Origin of the sequence: Caniella muris, assembly GCF_943193035.1 — a bacterium.
Taxonomy (GTDB): domain Bacteria; phylum Actinomycetota; class Coriobacteriia; order Coriobacteriales; family Atopobiaceae; genus Granulimonas; species Granulimonas faecalis.
The window spans coordinates 86,455-109,035 of the sequence record NZ_CALPCK010000001.1 but is presented as its reverse complement, the minus strand read 5'-3'; the positions used below and the strand labels follow the sequence as shown (position 1 = coordinate 109,035).

Here is a 22,581-nt window from a genome sequence, read left to right as displayed (position 1 = left end):
GCGTCGCTTGGGTCCAAGCGGTCGCGCCCCCCGAGGTGAAACAGGGCTATGGGCTCTTGGAAGCCCGAGGGGCCTTAAGAGCTACTCGCCGAGGCCGCTCTCCACGAGCTCCACGGCGGCCTTGAGGGCGTCGGCCTCGTCGGAGCCCTCGCACACGATCTCGATCTCGGTGCCGGCACCGAGGCCGCCGGCCATAATGGCCATGGGCGACTTGCCGTTGATCTCCTTGCCGTTGCCCTTGATGGTGACGTTGGAGCTGAACTTGCCCATGGTGGAGGCGAAGAGGCCGGCGGGGCGCATGTGGAGGCCGGTGGGGTTGATGATGGTGACAGTCTGAGAAACCATGTTCCTTCTCCTTTAATAAAGGCTTGCTTACCTGCCCCTTTGAGGGCTCCAGGAAGGGGCACCCCTCCCCGTTTTACCGAGTTGATTGTACCAGCGAGCTTAAAACTGTCTGCGCTGAACGGGACTATGCCTCGCTATCGTCGTCAGTTTCCACGACCTCGACAACTTCCTCGCCCGCGTGGGCCTTCTCGTCGGCCAGCAGGTGCTTGAGCGAGGAGTAGAAGCGCTCGATGGTGCTGCGGTTGGCCAGGCCGTTGGAGGCCGCGGTGGCGGAGCCGCAGGCGCTGGCGTAGTTGAGGGCGTCGCCGTAGGACCAGCCGCGGTCGAGGGCGGCCAGGAAGCCGGCCACCATGGAGTCGCCGGCGCCCGTGGCGTTCACGAGGCGGCACGGCGGGCAGCGGGTGACGTGCTCCTCGCCGTTGGCGTCCACGAGCGCGGCGCCGTAGCCGCCGCAGGAGACGAGGACGTTCTGGGCGCCCTTCTCGTGGAGCTGGCGGGCGTAGGGCAGGACCTCCTCGGGGGTCTCGGGGTTGGCGCCGAAGATGCGGCCGACCTCGTGGTTGTTGGGCTTAATGAAGAAGGGCTCGGCGGCCAGGGCGTTCATGAGGAGGTCGCCGGGGGCGTCCACCACGAAGCGGATGCCGCGGCCGGAGAACTTGCTCATCATCATGTCGTACATGTCGTCGGGCAGGCAGCTGGGGATGGAGCCCGTGAGGACGAGGGTGCTGCCGGAGCTCACGCGGTCGATGCGGGTGAACAGCTCGTCGACCTTGGAGATGGGGATGTTGGGCCCCATGCCGTTGATGATGGTCATGATGATGCCGTTAAGCTTGACGTTGATGCGCGTGTTGCCCTTGTCGAGGCGGATGAAGTTGGTGTTGATGCCCTGCTGCTGGAGGGTGTTGAGCACGAAGTCGCCGGTGAAGCCGCCGATGAAGCCCATGGCCACGTTGTCGACGCCGAGCTCGGTGAGGATGGTGGAGACGTTGATGCCGTTGCCGCCGGCGTACATCTCCTCGGCCGTGGAGCGGTTGGTGTAGCCCATGTCGAGCGTGGTGGGGTGCATCACGTAGTCGACGGACGGGTTGAAGGTGACGGTGTAGATCAACGGGGCTCCCCTCGCGTGGGTTTACTGGACGTAGCTTGAACAACAGTGTAGCGCCTCGCGGCCGCGCGTCAGGAGGGACGGCGCGGTGCGGGGGCCCGTCAGGCCCCCAGGCCCTCGTCGATGGCGCGGGCCACCTCCGCCGGGTCCTCCTGGGACAGGACCTCCCGGGCGAAGCCGTCGTTCATGAGCATGACGGCGAGCTTGGCAAGGAGACGCAGGTACGGGGCGCCGGCGTCGGTGTCGGGCACCATGATGGCCACGGCGCAGGTGACGGGCACGCGGTCCATGGTCCCCCAGCCCTCGATGGGACGGTCGCTGCGCACCACCAGGACGCAGGGCCTCGTGACGGCGGACGACTTGGCGTGGGGGATGGCGAAGCCGGACACCATGCCGCAGGACCCCTCGGCCTCACGGTCGAGGAAGGCCTGGTAAAGGGCCCGGGCGTCGGTGGCCGCACCCTGCTCCAGGGCCTTCTCGGCGATGAGGGTCAGGGCCTCGTCGCGCGTGGAGGCGTCGCAATGGAGGAAGACGTTGTCGGCGGTGAGGAACTGGCCCATGACGGTGTCCTTTCTCGAGTGCTCGAGGCCATGCTAATGCGCGGGGCGCGCCTTTTTCCCGCAGGGCCGACCCCGGGGGCACAAACACGCAAATACAGCAGATATCCCGTGATAAATGCCTAGTAATGAATAGACAACCTTTGTGGGAGGGAGCCGGACGGATACTGGGTCCCTGCCGGGGGGTGTGGGATGGTGGCCGGGGGGCTGGCCGGGGGCCGCGGGCCCCTGCCGGGGATGGGCCGCGGGCTGGCGGCCCCCGACCTCCGCCCCGCCGCGGCCGGGATCCGTTTGGTGGTTTTTGGTTCCACTGATGATAAAAACCACCAAACGGGCCGTCGTTTGGTGGTTTTTAGCCACTCCCCCACCGGAAAAGTACCAAATGGGACAGAAGTACCCGACCATTGGGACAAAAGTGTCCGGGTGTTGGGACAGGGGGACGGCATGAAAAAAGGCCACCGGGTGAGCCGGTGGCCTGCGAGTTCATGGTGGACCGTCAGGGGTTCGAACCCTGGACCTTGGGATTAAGAGTCCCCTGCTCTACCAGCTGAGCTAACGGTCCGTGCTATGTGCGCACCGATGGAAATGGGGTGGGCGAAGGGGCTCGAACCCTCGACCTACGGAGCCACAGTCCGTCGCTCTGCCAACTGAGCTACGCCCACCGTCTCCCACCTCGCGGTGCGTTGGTTATTATGCAACGCAGCAAAATCCGATGCAAGGGAAAATGCGACAAATTCCCGAGCGAATTCGACAAACCCCCGGAGACGGTCCGTTTGCAGCCGTCTACCGGGGGTTTCATGATGGACCAACAATTGTGGAGGGGTTTTCAGCAACGGGCTGGACGCCGCCTGCCCCTCCCCCGGGGCCCTTACTTGGCCTCGGCCCAGTTGTCGCCCCAGCTGGCGTCGGCCACGAGCGGGACGCTGAGGTCGGCCACGCCCTCCATGATCCGGGAGACCAGGCCGCACACCTCCTCGAGCTCGCCGTCGGGCACCTGGAGGTCCAGCTCGTCGTGGATCTGCATGATGAGGCGGCTCTCCAGCCCCCGCTCGTTGAGGGCCCGCTGCACGCGCTCCATGGCGATCTTGATGATGTCGGCGGCGCTGCCCTGCATGGGGTGGTTCATGGCCGTCCGCTCGGCGGCGGCGCGCACCATGGCGTTGCGGGCCGAGATGTCGGGCACGAGGCGGCGCCTGCCCCACATGGTGGTGGCAAAGCCCAGCTCGCGGGCGCGGGCCACGGTCTCGTCGAGGAAGCGGCGCACGCCGGGGTAGGCGGCGTAATAGGAGTCGATCATCCCCTGGGCCTCCCGCTGCGGGATGTGCAGCGTCTGGGAGAGCCCGTAGGCCTGCTGGCCGTACACGATGCCAAAGTTCACGGCCTTGGCGCGGCTGCGCAGGAGCGGCGTGACCTCCTCCACCGGCACGCCGAACACGCGGGCGGCGGTCTCGGCGTGGAAGTCCTCCCCCTCCACGAAGGCGCGCACCAGGTGCTCGTCACCGGAGAGGTGCGCGAGCAGGCGCAGCTCGATCTGGGAGTAGTCCACGGCCAGGAACTTCCAGCCCTCGGGCACCGTGAAGGCCGAGCGCACGCGGCGGCCCTCCTCGGTCTTCACCGGGATGTTCTGGAGGTTGGGGTCCGAGCTGGAGATGCGGCCCGTGGCGGTCACGGTCTGGTTGAACGTGGTGTGGATGCGCCCGTCGCCGCGGATCTCGTTGGGCAAGGCCGCGAGGTAGGTCTTGGCGATCTTGGACTTCTCGCGCCAGGTGAGCACGTTGGCCACGATGTCGTGGCTGCGGGAGAGCTCGTCGAGCACCTGGGCGTTGGTGGAGTAGTAGCCGCGCTTGGTCCTCTTGAGGCCGGCGGTGGGCAGCCCCATGACGTCGAAGAGCACGTGGGAGAGCTGGGAGGGCGAGCCGATGTTGAACTCCTCCCCCGCATCCTCGTAGATGCGGGCGGCCAGGGCGTCTATCTGCGAGGCGAGCTCGGCGTCCTGCTCGGCGAAGACGGAGGCGTCGGCGTGCATGCCCACGCGCTCCATCTGGGCGAGCACGGGCAGGAGCGGCATCTCGATCTCGCCAAAGCAGGGCCACGCCCCCTCCTTCTGCAGGCGCTCCACGAGGGGCTCCACGCAGCGGCCGGCCACGAGGGCCTCCACGGCAGCGGCGGGCACGTCGTCACCGTCCGGCAGCCCGGCGCCCAGCACACCGGCGGCGAGGTCGTCGGCGGTGTAGCCGCTCTTGGTGGAGTCCAGCAGGTAGGCGGCCACGGCCACGTCGAAGATGGCGTCGGGGCGCACGGAGCGCACGTCGAGGGCGGCGGGCTCCGAGGAGTCCATGGGACTCACGCGGTGGATGAGCCCCTTGACGTCCAGGCCGGCCACCCGGCCCCGGGTGAACGCGGCCACGAGGCGCTCGGCCATGTCGCCGCCGCCGAAGCGCAGGAGCCTGTCGCCCACGGCGCACCAGAGCACGGCCGCGGTGCCGAAGAGCGTGGACTGACCCTGCTCCTCCTCCACGGCGAGACCCAGCCAGGAGCCGTCCTCGAGGGCGGCCTCCCAGGCGGCGTCGGCCTCGGCGCCCTTCAAGGGGTCGGGCACCGCGAGCGACGCGGCCTCGGCGCCCTCCAGCCCCGCCGCGGCCTCGCCGCCCGCCATGGCCAGCACCCGCTGGGCGATGGCGGTGAAGCCCAGGCGCGAGAAGGCCTCCCGGGCCGTGGCGACGTCGAAGTCCGGGAAGCGCGTCTCGGCGAGGTCCACGTCCACCGGCGCGTCGCAGCGGATGGTGGCCACCCGGCGGCTCACGAGGGCGTCCTCCCTGTGGGCGCGCAGGTTCTCCCCCATCTTGCCCTTGACCTCGTCGGCGTGGGCCAGCACCTCGTCGAGGCTGCCGTAGCGCTCGATGAGCTGCTGGGCCTTCTTGGGGCCGATGCCCGGCACGCCGGGGATGTTGTCGGAGGAGTCGCCCTTGAGGCCGTAGAAGTCCGGCACGAGGTCGGGCGTGATGCCGCCGTAGAGGTCGGCCACGGCCTCGGGCGTCATGACGGCCACGTCGCTCATGCCCTTGCGGGTGGAGACCACGCGCACGTGGTCGCTGGAGAGCTGGTACATGTCGCGGTCGCCGGTGACCAGCAGCATGTCGTAGCCCTGCTCGGCGCCCTCGCGGGCCAGGGTGCCCAGGAGGTCGTCGCCCTCCCAGCCCTCGAGCTCCACCACCGGCACCGACATGGCGGCGAGCAGGTCCTTCACCAGCGGGAACTGCGCCGCGAGGTCGGGGTCCATGGGCGGGCGCTGGGCCTTGTAGGAGGGCAGCAGCTCCATGCGGGCCTTGGGGCGGCCCTTGTCGAAGCACACGGCGATGCCCCAGGGCTTGAAACGCTCCTCGAGCTTTATGAACATGGACATGAAGCCGAACACCGCGTTGGTGGGCGTGCCGTCGGGTGCCGTCATGTTGGCCGAGATCGCGTGGAACGCCCTGTGGATCAGGGAGTTGCCGTCGACGACGGCCACGGTCTTGCGCTGGTCTGCCATTGAACCTCCCGGATGAGCCGGTTTTTTCTGCCCATCCTACCAGCCGCGCGCCGGCACGGCCCCACCGCGGCGCCCCGGCCCGCCCACGCCGGCGCCACAACGGCGGCGTAACCTCCGCGTCGCCGTGCGGTCCGCCGATGGCGACAAGGTCGAACGCCAACGGAAAAGCGCGGGAAACACGAGGCTCGTATGGTCTTACACGTCCGGCACACGGTTCTCCACTGAGAGAGAAAGCGAGAGGCCCATGGCATCCAAGGTCACCGAGGAGTACGGCACCCTGGTCTTCAACGACGCCGTCATGCAGGAGCGGCTGCCGCGCCCCACCTACAAGGAGCTCGCGAGGGTCATCAAGGAGGGGCGCCGCCTCGACCTCGACATCGCCAACGAGGTCGCCCACGCCATGAAGGAGTGGGCGCTCGAGAAGGGGGCCACCCACTACGCGCACTGGTTCCAGCCCCTCAACGGCATCACGAGCGAGAAGCACGACTCCTTCCTCGCCCCCCGCGGCGACGGCACCGCGCTCATGACCTTCTCCGGCAAGGAGCTGGTGCAGGGCGAGCCCGACGCCTCGAGCTTCCCCAACGGCGGCCTGCGCGCCACCTTCGAGGCCCGCGGCTACACCGCCTGGGACCCCACGAGCCCGGCCTTCATCAAGGACGAGGTGCTGTGCATCCCCACGGCCTTCATCTCCTACACCGGCGAGGCCCTGGACAAGAAGACCCCGTTCCTGCGCTCCACGGTGGTCCTCAACGAGCAGGCCAAGCGCGTGCTCGCCCTCTTTGGCAAGCACCCCCGGGAGGTCTCCTGCACCGTGGGCCCCGAGCAGGAGTACTTCCTCATCAAGGAGAAGGACTTCGCCCAGCGCCCCGACCTCATCATGTGCGGGCGCACGCTCTTCGGGTGCCCGCCGGTCAAGGGCCAGGAACTCGAGGAGCACTACTTCGGCGCCATCCGCCCCACGGTCAACGAGTTCATGAAGGAGCTCGACGACGAGCTCTGGAGACTCGGCGTGCCCGCCACCACCAAGCACAACGAGGTGGCCCCCTGCCAGCACGAGCTCGCCCCCATCTTCGAGCGCGCCTCCATGGCCATCGACCACAACCTGCTCACCATGGAGATGATGAAGCTCGTGGCCAGCCGCCACGGCCTCGCCTGCCTGCAGCACGAGAAGCCGTTCGACTACGTCAACGGCAGCGGCAAGCACGACAACTGGTCCATCGCCGCCGACGGCAAGAACCTGCTCGACCCGTCCGACACCCCCGAGGAGAACCTGCAGTTCCTCGTGTTCCTCACCTGCGTGATCGCCGCCGTCGACCGCCACCAGGACCTCATGCGCTGCTCGGTGGCCTCCGCCGGCAACGACCACCGCCTGGGCGCCAACGAGGCCCCGCCGGCCATCATCTCCATCTTCCTGGGCGACGACCTCGCCGGCGTCGTGAACGCCCTGATCAACGGCGGCTCCTACACGAGCCACGGCCACGAGGTCTTCGATGTGGGCGTGCCGCAGCTCGCCGACGTCGTGCTCGACACCACGGACCGCAACCGCACGTCGCCCTTCGCCTTCACCGGCAACAAGTTCGAGTTCCGCATGTGCGGCTCGCAGCAGAACCTCTCCGACGCCAACATGGTGCTCAACACCGCCGTGGCCGAGATGCTCGACGAGTTCGCCACCGCCATGGGCGGCCTCGAGGACGGCGAGTTCGCCGCCGAGGCCCTGGGGTGGGTGCGCCGGACCCTCACCGAGCACCAGCGCATCATCTTCAACGGCAACGGCTACTCCGACGAGTGGCCCGAGGAGGCCGCGCGCCGCGGGCTGCTCAACCTGCGCACCACCGCGGACGCCCTGCCGGCCCTGCTCGACCCCGAGAACATCGAGTTCTTCGCCCGCTACGGCGTGCTCGACGCCGCCGAGGCCGGCGCCCGTTACGTGGCCAAGGCCGAGCAGTACGCCAAGCTGCTCAACATCGAGGCCAACACCATGGTCTACATGGTGCGCCACTTCTACCTGCCGGCCCTCTACTCCTACTCGGGCGACCTGGCCCAGACCGTGGCCACCAAGGACGCCATCGGCATCAAGAGCCCCGCGGAGCGCGACCTGCTCGCCGAGCTCACGGAGGGCATCACCACGGTCACGGGCCTGGCCGACGGGCTGGAGGCCAAGAACGCCGAGGCCGCGGCCGTGGACGACCCCGGCCTGCAGGACGACGCCTACCGCGACGTCGTGATCCCGGCCATGGAGTCGCTGCGCGGGGCGGTGGACGCCATGGAGCAGGTGGTGGGCCACGACTACTGGCCGTTCCCCAGCTACAACACCATGCTCTTCTACGTGTAGGCGCGCAGCCGGCACGGAGGGCCCCTCCCGGGTGCGGCGCACGCCCCCGGGAGGGGCCTTTTTCCGGGGTCTGTCCCCTTTTTATCTATATTAAGGCGACGTGACAGATGGCCCTCCCCCACGGCCCCCGTCACCGGGGATGCTGTACAACAGCTGAACGTACACGCTCCCCTGGGCGCCAGGGGACCACCAAAAGGGGGACACATGAAACCGCTGCAGAAAATCGGCGCCGCAGCCATGGCCGGCGCCCTGGCGCTCGTCCTGGGCGCCTGCGGGGCCCAGCCGGCCTCCGCTCCCGAGGCCGAGGCGGCCTCGGGCTCCTACAGGATCGGCGTCATCCAGCTCACCGAGCACGCGGCCCTCGACGCCGCCAACGAGGGCTTCATCGCCGCCCTCGACGACTCCGGCATCGACTACACCGTGGACCAGCAGAACGCCCAGGGCGACCAGAGCGCCTGCCAGACCATCGCGTCCAAGCTCGTCAACGACGGCGACGACCTGATCCTGGCCATCGGCACCCCGGCCGCCCAGGCCGTGGCCGGCTCCACGACCGAGATCCCCGTCGTGGGCACCGCCGTCACCGACTTCGCCGTGGCCGGCCTCGTGGAGTCCAACGACGCCCCCGGCGGCAACGTCACCGGCACGAGCGACCTCAACCCGGTGTCCGACCAGATCGCCCTGCTCCGCAGGCTCGTCCCCGACGCCAAGACCGTGGGCATCCTGTACTGCTCCGCCGAGGACAACTCCGGCATCCAGGCCGACCTGGCCGAGGAGGCCTGCAAGAACGCCGGCCTCGCCACCCAGCGCTTCACCGTCTCCAGCTCCAACGAGATCCAGCAGGTGGTGGAGTCCATGGCCGGCAAGGTGGACGCCGTCTACGCCCCCACCGACAACGTCATCGCCGCCGGCATCGCCACCGTGTCCATGGTGGCCAACGAGAACGGGCTGCCTGTGATCTGCGGCGAGGAGAACATGGTCAACGGCGGCGGCCTGGCCACCTACAGCCTCAACTACTACGACCTGGGCTACCGCGCCGGCGAGATGGCCGTGAAGATCCTCAAGGGCGAGGCCAAGCCGGCCGACATGCCCATCGAGTACCTCTCCGGCGACGACCTCAAGCTCGTGGTGAACGAGGAGACCGCGAAGGCCCTGGGCATCGACGTCTCGGGGCTCGAGGGCTAGGGACCGCCCGCCCGTCCGCGGCCCGTCACCTGCCAGCTGCGACTTCGACCGATCCCACGGGCGCCCCGACCCACGCGTCAGGGCGCCCGCGGCCGTGAAAGGGGCCATATGGCTGCCGCACTCTTCAGCGCCATCAACCAAGGCATCCTCTGGGGCGTCATGGTGCTGGGCGTCTACATCACGTACAAGCTCCTGAACATCGCCGACCTCTCCGTCGACGGCACGTTCGCCCTCGGCGGCTGCGTGGCCGCCACGGCCATGGTCACCGGCGGGGTGGACCCCTGGCTCGCCGTGCTCCTCGCCTTCGGGGCGGGCGCCCTGGCCGGCGGCTGCACGGGCCTCATGCACGCGCTGCTCAACATCCCCGCAATCCTCGCGGGCATCCTCACGATGATCGGCCTGTGGTCGGTCAACCTGCGGATCATGGGCAAGTCCAACACGCCCCTGCTCAACGCCCGCACCGTCTACTCCGACGTCGCCGACCTCACGGGCCTCCCCCGCGACGTCGTGGTGCTCGTGGTGGCCGTGGCCATGGCCGCGGCGCTCGTGGGCCTGCTCTACTGGTTCTTCGGCACGGAGGTGGGCAGCTCCCTGCGCGCCACGGGCAACAACCCCGACATGGCCCGCGCCCTGGGCGTCGACACCCGCATGGCGGTGCTTTTGGCCCTCATGGTCTCCAACGGCCTCGTGGCCATGTCCGGCGCCCTCGTGTGCCAGAGCCAGAAGTACGCCGACGTTGGCATGGGCACCGGCGCCATCGTCATCGGCCTGGCGGCCATCGTCATCGGCGAGGCGCTCGGGCGGCTCACGCCCGGCAGGCTGCGCTCCTTCGGCAGCCGCCTCGTGGCCGCCGTGGTGGGCTCGGCCGCGTACTTCCTCATCCGCGCCGTCGTCCTGCAGATGGGCCTCGACGCCAACGACATGAAGCTCCTCACCGCCCTCATCGTGGTCTTCGCCCTGGGCGTCCCCTACCTGGCGGGCAAGGCCAGGCAACGGAGCTCCTACCAGCGGGAAGGGGTGAGCGAGTGATGGCGGGAAACGACATGCTCGTGCTCAGGCACGTCTCCAAGACCTTCAACCGCGGCACCGCCACCGAGAAGCGCGCCCTGCACCCGTGCGACCTCACGGTGGAGCGCGGCGACTTCGTGACCATCATCGGCGGCAACGGCGCCGGCAAGTCCACGCTGCTCAACATCATCGCGGGCATGTTCCTGCCCGACGGTGGCACCGTGACGCTGGACGGCCGCGACGTCACGCTGCTCTCCGAGCCCCAGCGCGCCCGGTACCTGGGCCGCGTGTTCCAGGACCCCATGCGCGGCACCGCGGCCGACATGCAGATCTCGGAGAACCTGGCCATGGCCTACCGCCGCGGCAAGCGCCGCACGCTGGCCTGGGGCGTGACCCGCGACGAGCGCGCCATGTTCCGCGAGCGCCTCGCCGGCCTGGGCCTGGGCCTGGAGGACCGCCTGGCCGACAAGGTGGGCCTCCTCTCCGGCGGCCAGCGCCAGGCGCTCACGCTGCTCATGGCCACGCTCCAGAAGCCCGACCTGCTCCTGCTCGACGAGCCCACGGCCGCACTGGATCCCTCCACGGCCTCCAAGGTGCTGGGGCTCATCCGCACCATCGTGGGCGAGCAGGGCCTCACCACGTTCATGGTGACCCACAACATGGCCGACGCCCTCTCCATGGGCAACCGCCTGATCATGATGTGGGAGGGGCGCATCATCTACGACGTGCGCGGCGCCGAGAAGGACGCCCTCTCCGTCGAGGACCTGCTGCGCAAGTTCGAGGAGGTCTCGGGCTCTGCCCTGGACAACGACCGCATGCTGCTGGGCTGAGAGCGCGGCACCCCGGGACCGGCGGCCGCCAAGTATATGAGACCCGCTGGTCCCCCGACGGTCCCCACGGCAGGGCCGCGTACTACAATTCGTGCTACGAGCAGCGCGAACCCCAGCACTCCACGCCCCCGTCGCTACCCGCGGCGGGGGCGTTTTCCATGGGGCCGCACCGACCTTTGGAGATGATCGCGATTCTAGGAATGTTCATCCTGGCGCTGTTGCCCATCGCCTTTCTCATCGTGGCCCTGACCGCCCTCAAGTGGGAGGCCTACGCCGCGGCCCTGGGCGCCCTCGCCGTCACCGCCGTCGAGGCGCTCCTCATCTGGCAGATGCCTGTGTGGAACGCCGTCACCGCCGCGGCCGAGGGCTTTGCCATGGCCCTGTGGCCCATCACCATCGTCATCGTCGCCGCCGTGTGGGTCTACAACCTCACCGTGCACACCGGCGCCATGGAGGTCATCAAGGCCCAGCTCATGGGCGTGTCCTCCGACAAGCGCGTGCTCACCATCCTCATCGGCTGGTGCTTCGGCGGGTTCCTCGAGGGCATGGCCGGCTTCGGCAGCGCCGTGGCCATCCCGGCCTCCATGCTCGTGGCCCTGGGCATCAACCCCGTGACGGCCATCCTCTCGTGCCTGCTCGCCAACGGCGTGCCCACCATGTTCGGCTCCATCGGCATCCCCACCAACACGCTGGCCACCATCACCGGCCTCGACGTGGTGCAGCTCAGCACCATGCAGGTCGTCCAGGTGGCGCCCCTCGTGATCGCCACACCGTTCCTCATGTGCCTCGTGGCCGGCGGCAAGGGCGCCCTCAAGGGCATGGTGCCGCTGCTGTGCGTCACGTCCCTCTCGTTCCTGGCCGCCGAGTTCGTGTGCGCCTCCACCATCGGCGCCGACCTCGCCGTCATCGTGGGCGCCGTGTGCTCCCTCGTGTGCACCGTCGCGTTCGCCCTGCTCCAGAAGGACCGCCCGGTCCCCGGACAGTACGCCATCGACAGCCTGGACCCCGACGACGCGGTCGCCGTCGACCTCCGCAGCGCCGCGGTGGCCTGGTCGCCGTTCATCCTCATCTTCGTGGTGCTGCTGCTCACCTCCAGCCTGTTCCCGTTCATCTCCGAGCCGCTGGCCTCGATCAAGTCGACCGTGAACATCTACGCCGGCGACCCCGACGCCACGCTCACGTTCAAGTGGATCAACACCCCCGGTGTGCTGATCTTTCTCTGCGGCGTCGTGGGCGGCCTCATCCAGCGGTGCGGGTGGCGAGACATGGTCTCCGTGCTCGGCGCCACCGCCAGGCAGATGAGCAAGACCGTGGTCACCATGCTCTCGGTCCTGGCCGTGGCCAAGCTCATGGGCTACTCCGGCATGACGAGCGCCATCTCCGCGTTCTTCGTGGGAACCCTGGGCGCGTTCTACCCGGTCATCGCCCCGGTGCTGGGCGCCCTGGGCACGTTCGTCACCGGCTCCGGCACCAGCTCGTCCACGCTGTTCGGCGGCGTGCAGCTGGAGGCCGCCACGGCCATCGGCGCCAACCCCTACTGGCTCGTGGCCGCCAACTCCGTGGGCGTCTCGGCCGGCAAGATGCTCTCGCCGCAGTCCATCGCCATCGGCAGCGCCGCGTGCGACTGCAACGGCGAGGACTCCGAGATCTTCTCGCGCGTCCTGCCGTACTTCATCGGCTACGTGGTCGTGATGATGCTGGTGTGCTTCTTCGGCGCGCCGCTGTTCCCGGTGCAGTAGCGCCGGCCCCATAGACGTACGACCCCGGGCGGGGCCCCGCTGGCGACGGCGGGGCCCCGCCCTTCTGCAGCACGCGGGATGTGACAGAGGGGCCTGGCCCATCTGTCACTTCGCCTATTCGGGAGTTGATGGTCCGGCGGCGAGGCACGGAAAAGGCGCCCGATGCCACAGGGGCACCGGGCGCCTTGGCAGCGCGCGTGGGGCGGTCGCTACATGCGGACGCCGAGGACGATCTCGGTGATGCCGTCGAACACCAGGGAGATGCCGGCCACGATCATGATGGCCTCGGCCATCATGAACGGCGCGAAGAGCGTCAGGAAGCCCAGGATGATGGTGATGATGCCCAGCACCAGCCAGAGGCCCCAGTTGCTGCCCTCGACCTTGCGGAAGGAGAGGGCCTCGGCGACGTCCCAGATGCCGGTGACGAAGACCACGCAGCCCAGGAAGATGCAGAGGGCCACGGTGGACCAGCCGGGGAAGAAGAAGATGTAGACGGCGCAGACGATCTCGAGGACGGCGAGCACGATGTTGGCGGCGCCGCGGTCGGCCGGGTCGTGGCGGAAGTAGCCCACGAGGGTGCCGATGCCCGCGAACAGGAACGCCCACGCGCAGCAGTAGACCACGAAGAGGATCGAGTCCACGGGGTTGATGAAGAAGGCCAGACCCAGCAGGGTCATGGCAATGCCGAGGAAGATGATGGACGCTTTCGTGCGCCTGAACAGCGTGTTCACGGGGGCTCCTTTGCATCGCTTCGTTTGCTGTCGAAGTTTCTTGCCCCATTCGTGCACAGGGTAAACCAAAGGACCGAGCCCCCATATCAATGGGTGGCGGCGGGACGGGGGTTGCCGGGCGGCCGACAGCGGGCGGGCGCCGGGGGCGGGCAGCCCGGAACGGGGGTTGCCAGCCGACCACCGGGGCCGGCAGCGGGCCGGTTAGAAGAAGAACGCCTTGATGCCCAGGGCGACAAGGACCACGCCGCCCGCCACCTGGGCCCGGTCGCCGAGGCGCGGCCCCGCCCAGCGGCCGCAGGCGATGGCTGCCACGCAGAGGGCCGCCGTCACGAGGCCGATGACCGCGGAGGCGGGCCCGGTTGCCACGCCCATGGCGCGGAGCGACACGCCCACGGCAAAGGCGTCGATGGACGTGGCGACGGCCTCGAGCAGGAGCCGGCCGAGGGAGAGGACGTCGTCCCCACCGCGGTCGCCGCCCTCCTCGGCAGCGCCCTCCCCGCCGCAGTCGCCGCCCTTGTCGGCCGTGCCCGAACGCAGGGCGCCCAGGCCCTCGCGGACCATGTTGACGCCGATGGCGCCGAGCACCACGAGGGCGACTAGGCCCGAGAAGCGCTCGATGACGTCGCCGAAGAGCGACCCGAGAAGACTGCCCAGCAGGGTCATGAGGCCCTGGAAGAGGCCGAAGAGCAGCGGCATGAGCAGCAACCGGCGGCGCCGGGCACCGGGGGCGGCCAACGTGTTGGAGACGGTGACGGCAAACGCGTCCATGGCCAGGGCCACACCCAGAACGAGACACTCACCAAGACCCACGGGCACTCCCCTCTCCGACCGAACGGCCCACCATGATAGCGCCGCCGGCCCCTCCGCGAAGGGACCGGCGGCGCGAGGGCCGGGCCATGTGGGACAGAAGTGCCCGATTGATGGGACAAAAGTGTCCGGGTGATGGGACAGGGGCCGCGGGCCAGGCCCTAGGCGCCGGCGGGCTCCCCGTGCTCCTTGGGCACGAGCAGCAGCATCACGAGGCCGACCACGAGGAGGATGGCGATGGACAGCACGCCGAGCTCGGCGGAGCCCGTGGCGGACGTCACCACCGACACCAGGAAGGTGCCCATGACGCTCGCGTAGCGGCCGAAGATGTCGTAGAAGCCGAAGTACTCGTTGGCACGGTCCTTGGGGATGATCTTGCCGAAGTACGAGCGCGACAGGGCCTGGATGCCGCCCTGGAAGAGGCCCACGAGCACGGCGAGGACCCAGAACTCGGTGGCCGTCTTGAGGAAGAAGGCCGCAAAGCCCACGATGCCGCAGTAGGCGACCACGGCGACGAGGATCATGGTGAGGGTGCCGAAGCGGTCGGCCAGCTTGCCGTAGGCGATAGCCGAGGGAAAAGCCACGAACTGGGTCACGAGAAGCGCCAGGATGAGGTGCGTGGAGTCGATGCCCAGGGCCGAGCCGTAGCTCGTGGCCATGGCGATGACGGTGTGGACGCCGTCGATGTAGAAGAAGAACGCCACGAGGAACATGAACAGGCGCCTGTCGCGGAAGATGTCGCGCATGGTGCGGGCGAGGCCGCGGAAGGTGTCGAGCACCTCGGCGCGGGCGTCCTCGGAAACCTTGTAATGCACCTGCCGGTAGCTGCGGAGCAGCGGGACGGTGAAGCAGAGCCACCAGATGCCGGTGATGACGAACGACAGCTGGGTGCAGAACATGGTGTCGAGGCCGAGCAGGGCCGGGCCGCCGAAGATGAGGGCGATGCAGGCGATGAACGGGAGGGTGGAACCGATGTAGCCCCAGGCGAAGCCGGCGGAGGAGATGTCGTCCATCCTCTCGTCGTCCGTGATGTCCACGAGCATGGCGTCGTAGAACGTCATGGACGAGTTGAGGCCCACCGTTGCCACCACGAAGATGGCGAGGAACACGGCCGCGGACACCGGGAGCGCCTGGCAGAAGCAGGCCACGAGGCCCGTGGCGAAGAACCCGATGAAGAACTTGACCTTGTTGCCCCTGTAGTCGGCCAGGGATCCGAGGATGGGCATGAGCAGGGCCACGATGAGCGACGCGACGGTCTGGGCCATGCCCCACTGGGCCACGAGACCGGCGGAGTCGGTGGTCTCCGCGGCGAGCGCGTTGAAGTAGATGGGCACGACGGTGGTGCTCAGCAGCACGAGGGCCGAGTTGCCCACGTCGTACATGATCCAGTCGCGTTCCTGCCGCGTGTGGTGACTGAAAAGTTTCATCCATATCCTTTATCCGCGGGGGCCACTCCGCCCCGTCGGGCACACGATAGACTACAAAGGCAACCAGATACGCCTCAGTGTTGAAACGGTGCTGAATCTCCCCACGGACCACAGACCCGCGGCGAGGGGGACGGACCTCCCCTCCCGTGCGCTAGACTTTGGGTCCCGGCCCAGCGGCCCGACGACACCGACAAGGAGCCATCAGATGCCTGCCTTGATAACCCATCACATCTTCGGCGAGAAATGCGCCCCGGAGCTTCCCGAGGGCCTCGTGGAGGACCAGGAGCAGCTCCTGGCCTTCCTCCTCGGCAACCAGGGCCCCGACCCCTTCTTCTTCCGCTTCAGGGCGCTCCCCGCCGAGCTCAAGGCCTGCCACCGGCTGGCCACCTCCATGCACTCCACGCGCGTGGCCCCCGCCTTCGCCGCGGCCCACGAGAGCGTGGGACGCCTTCCCGAGGACGAGCAGGGCCTCGGCCGCGCGTTCTGCCTGGGCCTGGTGGCCCACTACCAGCTCGACCGCTCCGTGCACCCCTTCATCTTCGCCGAGCAGGACGAGATCATCGACGCCTCCGACGGCGAACTCGAGGGCTGCGGCAGCCAGGTGCACGCCGTCATCGAGGGGCGCATAGACTCCTGGATGCTCTGGAAGGAGCGCCACAGCACCGTGCTCACCTGCCACCCGGCGCTGGAGCTCTGCCGCACGCCGCGCATCGACCGCGTGGCTGGCGCGATCTTCTCGCAGGTGGCCTGGCAGGTGTTCGGGATCTCCATCTCCTGCGAGGAGTTCGGCGCCGCCGTCGACGACATGCAGGCCGTCTACCGCCTGATCGAGCCGGCCGGGTCGCCCCGCGGCGAGGCCGTGGCCCTGGTGGAGGAGCGCCTGCGCGGCACGTTCTCCCAGGTGGAGGCCATGGCCCACGAGGTGCTGCGCGAGGACGTGTGCCCGCTGGCCAACCCGCGGCGCCTGCCCTGGACCGACCCGTTCACCGGCAGGGTGTCGCACGCCTCGTTCATGGACCTCTTCGACGGGGCCGTGGACGGCTTCCCCGTGGTGGCCGAGGCCTTCTGCCGCGGCGGCGACGCCATCGAGACCGCCGTGGGCGGGCTCAACTACAGCGGGAAGCGATAGGGGCGCGGGGCTTCCGGCACCCGGGGGGCCTGGTGCCGCTGCCATGTCTGGAAAAAGGGGGTGCCCGCGCCACGGTGACGGGCACCCCCTTTACATCATTATCGCAATAGGGCGCGTGACAGATGGGCCAGGCCCCGCCGTCACGCAGGCTGGCCTGCGATGCGGGGCAGCGCCGCCATCAGGGCGTGGGCCATCACGGAGGCGGCCTCGTCCTCGAACCGCTGGTACGACTCGGCGCCGGTGCCGTCGGCCTTGTCGCTCATGGCGCGGAGCACCACGAACGGCACGTCGTTCAGCCATGCCACCTGGGCCAGCGCGGCGCCCTCCATCTCGGAGCAGAGCGCGTCGAACGCCCCGCGGATGCGCCCGCGGTCCTCGCCGCCGGCCACGAACCGCTCGCCGGAGGCCACGACGCCCCTGAACACGGAGACCTCGGGGGCCACCTCGGCCACGGCGGCGCAGAAGTCGTCCACGAGCGCGGGGTCGGCCTCGAACAGCGTGGGGTAGCCCGGCACCTGGCCGAGGGGGTAGCCCAGCGCCGTGACGTCCATGTCGTGGTGTACGGCCGCGGTGGAGACCACGACGTCGCCGATGTCCACGCGGTCGTCCACGGCCCCGGCGACGCCGGTGTTCACGAGGTGCGTCACGGCGAACAGGTCGCACAGCTGCTGGGCGCACGCGGCCATGGACACCTTGCCGATGCCCGACTTCACCACCACCACGGGCACGCCCTCGATGGTGCCCTCGTGGAACTCCAGGTGGCTGCGCTCGGTGATCTTGTCCCCCTCGATGTGGGCGACGAGGTCGCGCACCTCGTTGTCCATGGCGCCGACGATACCGATCTTCATGAAGGTCCTTCCTCGGGAGTCCGTTCTCTCCCCTCCATCCTACGCCCCCGCGCGCCACCGGGGCCGCCCGGAGGGGTACCTTTGCTGCAGCTTCCCTACGTCAGGAGGAACCATGACCACCACGGCCGACGCCCCGCGCATCCTGCTCATCTACACCGGCGGCACCATCGGGATGACCGAGGACCATGCCACCGGCACCCTGGTGCCGTTCGACTTCTCGCACCTCATGGAGAACGTCCCCAAGATCGGCCGCCTGGGCTACCGGCTGGACCACGTGGAGCTCGAACCGCCCATCGACTCCTCCAACATGAACCCGGCCCTCTGGGCCAAGGTCTGCCACATGGTGGCCGACGCCTACGACTCCTACGACGGCTTCGTCATCCTCCACGGCACCGACACCATGGCCTATACGGCGTCGGCCCTCTCGTTCATGCTCGGCGCGCTGGCCAAGCCCGTGGTGCTCACCGGCTCCCAGCTGCCCATCGGCGAGATCCGCGAGGACGGCACCGAGAACCTCATCACCGCCCTGCAGGTGGCCGCGGCCCGCGACCCCCGCGACGGCGGCCCCATGGTGCGGGAGGTCGTCATCTCGTTCGGCCGCGACATCCTGCGCGGCAACCGCGCCACCAAGGCCAGCTCCACGAACTTCGGCGCGTTCAAGACCTTCAACTACCCGCCGCTCGGCCGCTCCGACCTGCACATCGACTTCAACCGCGACCGCCTGTGGCGTCCCGCGGGCGACACGCCGCTGAGCCCGTGCTTCGACATGGACGACGCCGTCACCGAGCTCGTGGTCTACCCGGGCATCTCGGAGCGCGTGCTGCGCGGCGCCCTCTCCATCGACGGCGTCAAGGCGTTCGTGCTGCGGACCTACGGCGCCGGCAACGCCCCCACCGAGGACTGGTTCGTGGACGCCCTGGCCGACGCCGTGAAGGCGGGCAAGGTGGTCGTCAACGTGACGCAGTGCCCCGCCGGCGGCGTGGAGGAGAAGCGCTACGCCACCGGCGACGCCCTGGCCAGGGCCGGCGTGGTCTCGGGCTACGACATGACCGGCGAGGCCGCGCTCACCAAGCTCATGCACCTCTTCGGCCGCGGGCTCTCCCCCGAGCAGGTGGCCTCCTACATGCAGGTCTCCATGCGCGGCGAGCTCACGGCGCCCCTGAGCCGCGCCCAGGCGCGCTGAGGGGCGCCGGGCCGGGGGCGGCTCTCGGCCCGGGCCGCCCGGCCCCGGCCCGCGCCCGCGCGTACTAGACCGGGTAGACGGTGTGGGCCTCGTCGATGCCCGTGAGGCAGCGGTCGAGGTAGCGCCGGGCCTCCCAGCGGGCCATGGGCAGGTTGATGTCGAGGTAGTTGCCGCAGTCGCGGGGCGCCGCGCCGGGCACGGGGCCGTCGTAGGAGGCGGCCCAGGTGAAGAGCCGCGTGAGGACGTCCAGGACGTCGGCCGGCCCCAGCTCCCCCGCCGCCACGAGGTAGAAGCCCGTGCGGCAGCCCATGGGGCCAAAATACACCGTGCGCGGGCCCCACTCGGGGTCGTTGCGCAGGAACGTGGCGCCCAGGTGCTCCAGGCAGTGTACGGCGGCGGTGTCCATGACGGGCTCGTCGTTGGGCGAGGTCATGCGGATGTCGAAGGTGGTGACGGGCTCGCTGCCCACCATATCGCGGCGTGACACGTAGACGCCGGGCTCCAGGTCGATGTGGTTCACGGTGAAGCTGGCGATCTTCTCCATGGGGCTCCTCTCGAACGGGTTGTCCACCCGAGTCTGTCACAGCCGCGCGGCCGTTGTGAGAAGGGCCCGTGAAGTCCGGGAGGCGCGGGGCGCGGCGGGGCCAGGGGACGGCGCGGGGCGGGTACGTTCCAGGAGAGCCGAGGGAGAAGGAGGAGCGCCTTGCAGCACGGTCCCATGAACCACGCAGACCACGACGAGCGGCCCCCGAGGGAGGCGGCGCCCCGGCAGTCGGGCGCCCCGGCCGGGGACGGCGGCAAGGGGCAGGGGCTCTTCAGCGATCTGTCCGTGCCCCAGGTCGCCGCCGGCGCCCTGGCGGCCGTGACGTCCATGCTGCTCTCCAACCAGATCGGCATCGCGGGCTCGGTGATCGGCGTGGCCGTCGGCTCCGTGGTGTCCACGGTGGCGAGCTCCCTGTACAAGCGCGCCATCGCCCGCGGCGCCGACCGCATCAAGGAGAAGATCGTGGTGCCCGGCGAGGAGCCCCAGGTCGGCGGCGGGGCCGTGGCGGCGGGCGTGGCGGCGGGGCAGGCGGCGGGTGCGGCCCCGGAGCAGGCGTCCGCGACGGCGGTCGACGCCGGGGACGAGGCCGGCACCGTCACGCCGGACGGCACGCGCATCGCCCCCGAGGGCCTGCGCGAGCGCGCCCGGGCGCGGCACGACCGCACGGTGCAGAAGCGCGTCACCGTGGGCGTGCTGGCCGTGGCCGTGGTGGCCGCCATCGTGGGCGTGTGGCTCTCGGCGGGCTTCGTGACGCTGGCCACGGGCGGCCAGGGGCTGGGCGAGAAGGTCTCGATCGTCCGCACGTCCCGCGACGACGACGCCGCGGACGTCGACAAGGGCGCCGACAAGGATGCCGACGCCGCCTCCGGCGACAAGGCCACGGCGGGCAACGGCTCCCCGTCGACGGGCACGGGCTCCTCGACAGGCGCGAACGGCGCCGCGGCCGCGGACGGCACGTCCGGCTCCACGGGCTCCGGCAGCGGCACGGGCACGGGCTCCGGCAGCGGGGGCGCCTCCGACGGCACAGGCTCCGGGACCGGCGGGGCCGGCACGGGTATCGGCAGCAACACCGGCAGCGGGACCGGGACCGACGGTGCCTCGGGCTCGACCGGCGACGGCACCGGCACGGACGCCTCGGGGAGCGGAACGGGGACGGGCGCCACGTCCGGCTCCACAGGCTCCGGCACCGGCACGGGCTCCGGCGCGGGGACCTCGGGCGGCGGCTCCGGCTCCGGGGGCGGCGCGTCGGCCCAGTCGGGTGGCACCTCCCAGGGTGCGTCCGCGGCGAGCGCCTCATAGCCCCTGCAGCGAGAACCTCATCGGGCACCTCTGTCCCACGGCGCCGTGGGACAGAGGTGCCCGACCATTGGGACAAAAGTGTCCGGGTGATGGGACAGGGCGGCGGTGGGGGCGGAGCTGGAGTCCCTGTTTTTCATATCGACTTCAACTGGTATGCTGAAGCGGCATTGAAAGACATCCCCGGAATCGAGGCACCATGGACAAGCCCCGTATTACCGTCGTGATCCCCGCCCACAACGCCGGAGAGACCCTCGCCGGCTCCATCCAGAGCGCCCTCTCCCAGACCGGCGTCGCCGTGCAGGTGGTCGTCGTCGACGACGCCTCCGACGACGCCACGGGCCTCGTGTGCCTGCTCTTCTCCTTCGACCCCCGGGTGACCGTCGTCACGCTCGAGGGGCGCCGCGGGTCCGTGGCCGCGCGCGCCGCCGGCCTCGCCGAGGCCGCCTCCCCCTGGGTCTGCTTCCTCGACGCCGACCGCCGGCTCGAGCGGGACGCCTGCCTCATGGCCCTCCGCCGCGCCGACCGTGCCGGCGCCCCCCTCGTGGTGCCCTCGTCGCTCCTCTCCCCCGAGACCGCGGGCGCGCCCGACCCCTGCTCGCGGCTCTTCGACGACCCGTGCCAGCCCCTGGGGCTCAACGGCGTCTTCTGCGAGACGGGCCTCGCCCGCCGCGCCCTCGACGGCCTGCCGGCCACGGGCCCCTGCCGGGCCGGCGGCACGCTGACGCTCTTCTCCATGGCGCTCGAGGCGCCCACCATGGCGTCGCTCGACACCCCGCCCGTGGCCCCGGCCGAGGCCGGTCGCCCCTGTGACGCGGCCATGGACGTCCGGGCCTTCACCGAGCTCTGCACCGCCGCCGAGGCCCTGCGGGCGGCCGGACGGGTCATCTCCCGCCACGACGCCTGGGACGAGCGGAGACGCACGTACCGCGCCCTCTCGCTCCGCCTCACGAGACCCTTGCTCGACGGGTTTCCCGCCAACGTGGAGCCCGGCGCCCGCGCCGCGGCCTTCGACGCGCTCTGCTCGGCCTTCCCCGTGGCCGAGGCCGTGGACGCCGTGGGGGCCTGGTGCGGCGACTCGCTCGCGGCCGTCCTCGACGCCGTGCAGGGCTCGGACTCGTTCGAGCCGCGGACCGCGGAGCCCCTGGACGCCCTGGCGGTGTTGCTAGGCCCCGGTGACGAGCCCGCCTCGGAGGGGCCGGCCATGGAGCTGGCCCTCGCCAACTCGGCCGTGAGGGCCGTCCCCCTGGCCGACCGCGGCCGCGCCGCCGTGGCGCCCACGCTCGAGCTCCCCCACTGGCAGCCCGGCGAGTCGTACCTCCCGCGCGCACGCCGCCTCCTCGCCGCCCTCAACGAGCACGACGCCGACGCCGTGGCCTGCACGCTCTGCTGCGACCCGGCGCTCCCCCTCGACCTCATGGTCGCCCGCCTGTCCGGGCGCCCCGTGCTCGTGCGCGTCCCGGCCTCGCTGGCCTGGGCCCTGGGCGAGACGGGCCGCGTGCACGACCTCGTGGCCGTCGCCCAGGCGGCCACGGTGCTCGCGGCCCCACGGGCCGCCGACGCCCCCTTCTGGCGCGCCGCGACCGCCGGCGCCGTGGTGCCCCGCCAGGGGTCCGAGACCTGCGAGTCGTGGCTCGCGCGGCTCCTCGACGCCCTCGAGCAGGGCGCGCCCCGCGACGCCGCGCCGGGGGTCGAGGGGCCGCTGCTGCCGCTCTTCGACCCGCGCCTCAACGACGACTCCTCCATGGGGCCCCGCGCCTCCGACGCCGACGAGGTGGCGCGCCTGCGCGAGCAGGTGAGCATCCTCCAGGCGCGCCTGGCCTCCGCCCGGGGGGAGGCCTGCGCGCTCCGCAGGCAGCTCGTGGCCTCCGGCTGCCTGCCCTGGGACCCGGCCGCCGAGGAGTGACCCCCAAGGGGTGACCCGCGGGGCTCCTCGGCCCGGCGCACCGGGTTTTTGGGTCCCTTGGGCCGCCGAGGTGGCGGCTCCCC

General features: G+C 70.2%; 18 protein-coding genes and 2 tRNA genes. 9 read left to right on the top strand and 11 right to left on the bottom strand.

Features of this window, described 5'->3' with window-relative positions:
- Nucleotides 1-81: 81 nt before the first annotated feature.
- The 6 genes from NFR49_RS00455 to polA all read right to left on the bottom strand — a co-directional run bounded on the left by NFR49_RS00455 (nt 82) and on the right by polA (nt 5,536).
- Nucleotides 82-345: an HPr family phosphocarrier protein gene (locus NFR49_RS00455; RefSeq protein ID WP_135977698.1), complete on the bottom strand. Its 264-nt coding sequence runs from the start codon at nt 343-345 to the stop codon at nt 82-84.
- 124 nt (nt 346-469) lie between these two features.
- Nucleotides 470-1,453: a 1-phosphofructokinase gene (pfkB, locus tag NFR49_RS00450; RefSeq protein WP_251157750.1), complete on the bottom strand. Its 984-nt coding sequence runs from the start codon at nt 1,451-1,453 to the stop codon at nt 470-472.
- 98 nt (nt 1,454-1,551) lie between these two features.
- Nucleotides 1,552-2,010: a PTS sugar transporter subunit IIA gene (locus NFR49_RS00445; RefSeq protein WP_251157749.1), complete on the bottom strand. Its 459-nt coding sequence runs from the start codon at nt 2,008-2,010 to the stop codon at nt 1,552-1,554.
- A gap of 483 nt (nt 2,011-2,493) precedes the next feature.
- Nucleotides 2,494-2,569: transfer RNA gene (locus tag NFR49_RS00440), tRNA-Lys, on the bottom strand.
- Between the two features lie 24 nt (nt 2,570-2,593).
- Nucleotides 2,594-2,669, bottom strand: a tRNA-His gene (locus tag NFR49_RS00435).
- Between the two features lie 206 nt (nt 2,670-2,875).
- Nucleotides 2,876-5,536, bottom strand: coding sequence for a DNA polymerase I (gene polA, locus NFR49_RS00430; protein ID WP_251157748.1), 2,661 nt, complete (start codon nt 5,534-5,536; stop codon nt 2,876-2,878).
- Nucleotides 5,537-5,780: 244 nt separating this feature from the next.
- On the opposite strand from polA, the gene NFR49_RS00425 reads away from it, so the two are divergent.
- From NFR49_RS00425 to NFR49_RS00405, 5 genes are all read left to right on the top strand, one after another.
- Nucleotides 5,781-7,868, top strand: coding sequence for a glutamine synthetase III family protein (locus tag NFR49_RS00425; RefSeq protein ID WP_251157747.1), 2,088 nt, complete (start codon nt 5,781-5,783; stop codon nt 7,866-7,868).
- 204 nt (nt 7,869-8,072) lie between these two features.
- On the top strand, nt 8,073-9,050 hold the full coding sequence (locus NFR49_RS00420) for an ABC transporter substrate-binding protein (protein ID WP_251157746.1): 978 nt from the start codon (nt 8,073-8,075) through the stop codon (nt 9,048-9,050).
- Between the two features lie 108 nt (nt 9,051-9,158).
- A complete protein-coding gene (locus tag NFR49_RS00415; protein WP_251157745.1) occupies nt 9,159-10,079 on the top strand; it encodes an ABC transporter permease in 921 nt (306 codons plus the stop codon).
- A gap of 14 nt (nt 10,080-10,093) precedes the next feature.
- On the top strand, nt 10,094-10,888 hold the full coding sequence (locus NFR49_RS00410; RefSeq protein ID WP_135977800.1) for an ABC transporter ATP-binding protein: 795 nt from the start codon (nt 10,094-10,096) through the stop codon (nt 10,886-10,888).
- Nucleotides 10,889-11,070: 182 nt separating this feature from the next.
- Nucleotides 11,071-12,627 carry an L-lactate permease gene (locus NFR49_RS00405; RefSeq protein ID WP_251158902.1) on the top strand — a complete coding sequence of 519 codons (1,557 nt, stop codon included), beginning with the start codon at nt 11,071-11,073 and terminating at the stop codon, nt 12,625-12,627.
- 209 nt (nt 12,628-12,836) lie between these two features.
- On the opposite strand, the gene NFR49_RS00400 is transcribed toward NFR49_RS00405, so the two are convergent.
- The 3 genes from NFR49_RS00400 to NFR49_RS00390 all read right to left on the bottom strand — a co-directional run bounded on the left by NFR49_RS00400 (nt 12,837) and on the right by NFR49_RS00390 (nt 15,592).
- On the bottom strand, nt 12,837-13,358 hold the full coding sequence (locus tag NFR49_RS00400; RefSeq protein ID WP_251157744.1) for an HdeD family acid-resistance protein: 522 nt from the start codon (nt 13,356-13,358) through the stop codon (nt 12,837-12,839).
- 201 nt (nt 13,359-13,559) lie between these two features.
- A complete protein-coding gene (locus tag NFR49_RS00395) occupies nt 13,560-14,168 on the bottom strand; it encodes a manganese efflux pump MntP (RefSeq protein WP_251157743.1) in 609 nt (202 codons plus the stop codon).
- A gap of 158 nt (nt 14,169-14,326) precedes the next feature.
- Nucleotides 14,327-15,592, bottom strand: coding sequence for an MFS transporter (locus NFR49_RS00390; RefSeq protein WP_251157742.1), 1,266 nt, complete (start codon nt 15,590-15,592; stop codon nt 14,327-14,329).
- Nucleotides 15,593-15,797: 205 nt separating this feature from the next.
- Here NFR49_RS00390 and NFR49_RS00385 point away from each other — a divergent pair, with 205 nt between their 5' ends.
- A complete protein-coding gene (locus NFR49_RS00385; RefSeq protein ID WP_251157741.1) occupies nt 15,798-16,721 on the top strand; it encodes a zinc dependent phospholipase C family protein in 924 nt (307 codons plus the stop codon).
- 140 nt (nt 16,722-16,861) lie between these two features.
- On the opposite strand, the gene NFR49_RS00380 is transcribed toward NFR49_RS00385, so the two are convergent.
- Nucleotides 16,862-17,569, bottom strand: a complete 708-nt coding sequence (locus tag NFR49_RS00380) for a 5'-methylthioadenosine/adenosylhomocysteine nucleosidase (protein ID WP_251157740.1) — start codon at nt 17,567-17,569, stop codon at nt 16,862-16,864.
- Between the two features lie 112 nt (nt 17,570-17,681).
- Here NFR49_RS00380 and NFR49_RS00375 point away from each other — a divergent pair, with 112 nt between their 5' ends.
- Nucleotides 17,682-18,752: an asparaginase gene (locus NFR49_RS00375; RefSeq protein WP_251157739.1), complete on the top strand. Its 1,071-nt coding sequence runs from the start codon at nt 17,682-17,684 to the stop codon at nt 18,750-18,752.
- 64 nt (nt 18,753-18,816) lie between these two features.
- Here the strand turns inward: NFR49_RS00375 and NFR49_RS00370 are convergent, their stop codons facing one another.
- Entirely contained in the window at nt 18,817-19,296 is a 480-nt protein-coding gene (locus tag NFR49_RS00370) for an S-ribosylhomocysteine lyase (RefSeq protein ID WP_251157738.1), read from the bottom strand.
- Nucleotides 19,297-19,455: 159 nt separating this feature from the next.
- Here NFR49_RS00370 and NFR49_RS00365 point away from each other — a divergent pair, with 159 nt between their 5' ends.
- Together NFR49_RS00365 and NFR49_RS00360 are read left to right on the top strand one after the other, a co-directional pair.
- Nucleotides 19,456-20,595: a hypothetical protein gene (locus NFR49_RS00365; RefSeq protein WP_251157737.1), complete on the top strand. Its 1,140-nt coding sequence runs from the start codon at nt 19,456-19,458 to the stop codon at nt 20,593-20,595.
- A gap of 196 nt (nt 20,596-20,791) precedes the next feature.
- Nucleotides 20,792-22,498, top strand: coding sequence for a glycosyltransferase (locus tag NFR49_RS00360; protein ID WP_251157736.1), 1,707 nt, complete (start codon nt 20,792-20,794; stop codon nt 22,496-22,498).
- Nucleotides 22,499-22,581: the final 83 nt, after the last annotated feature.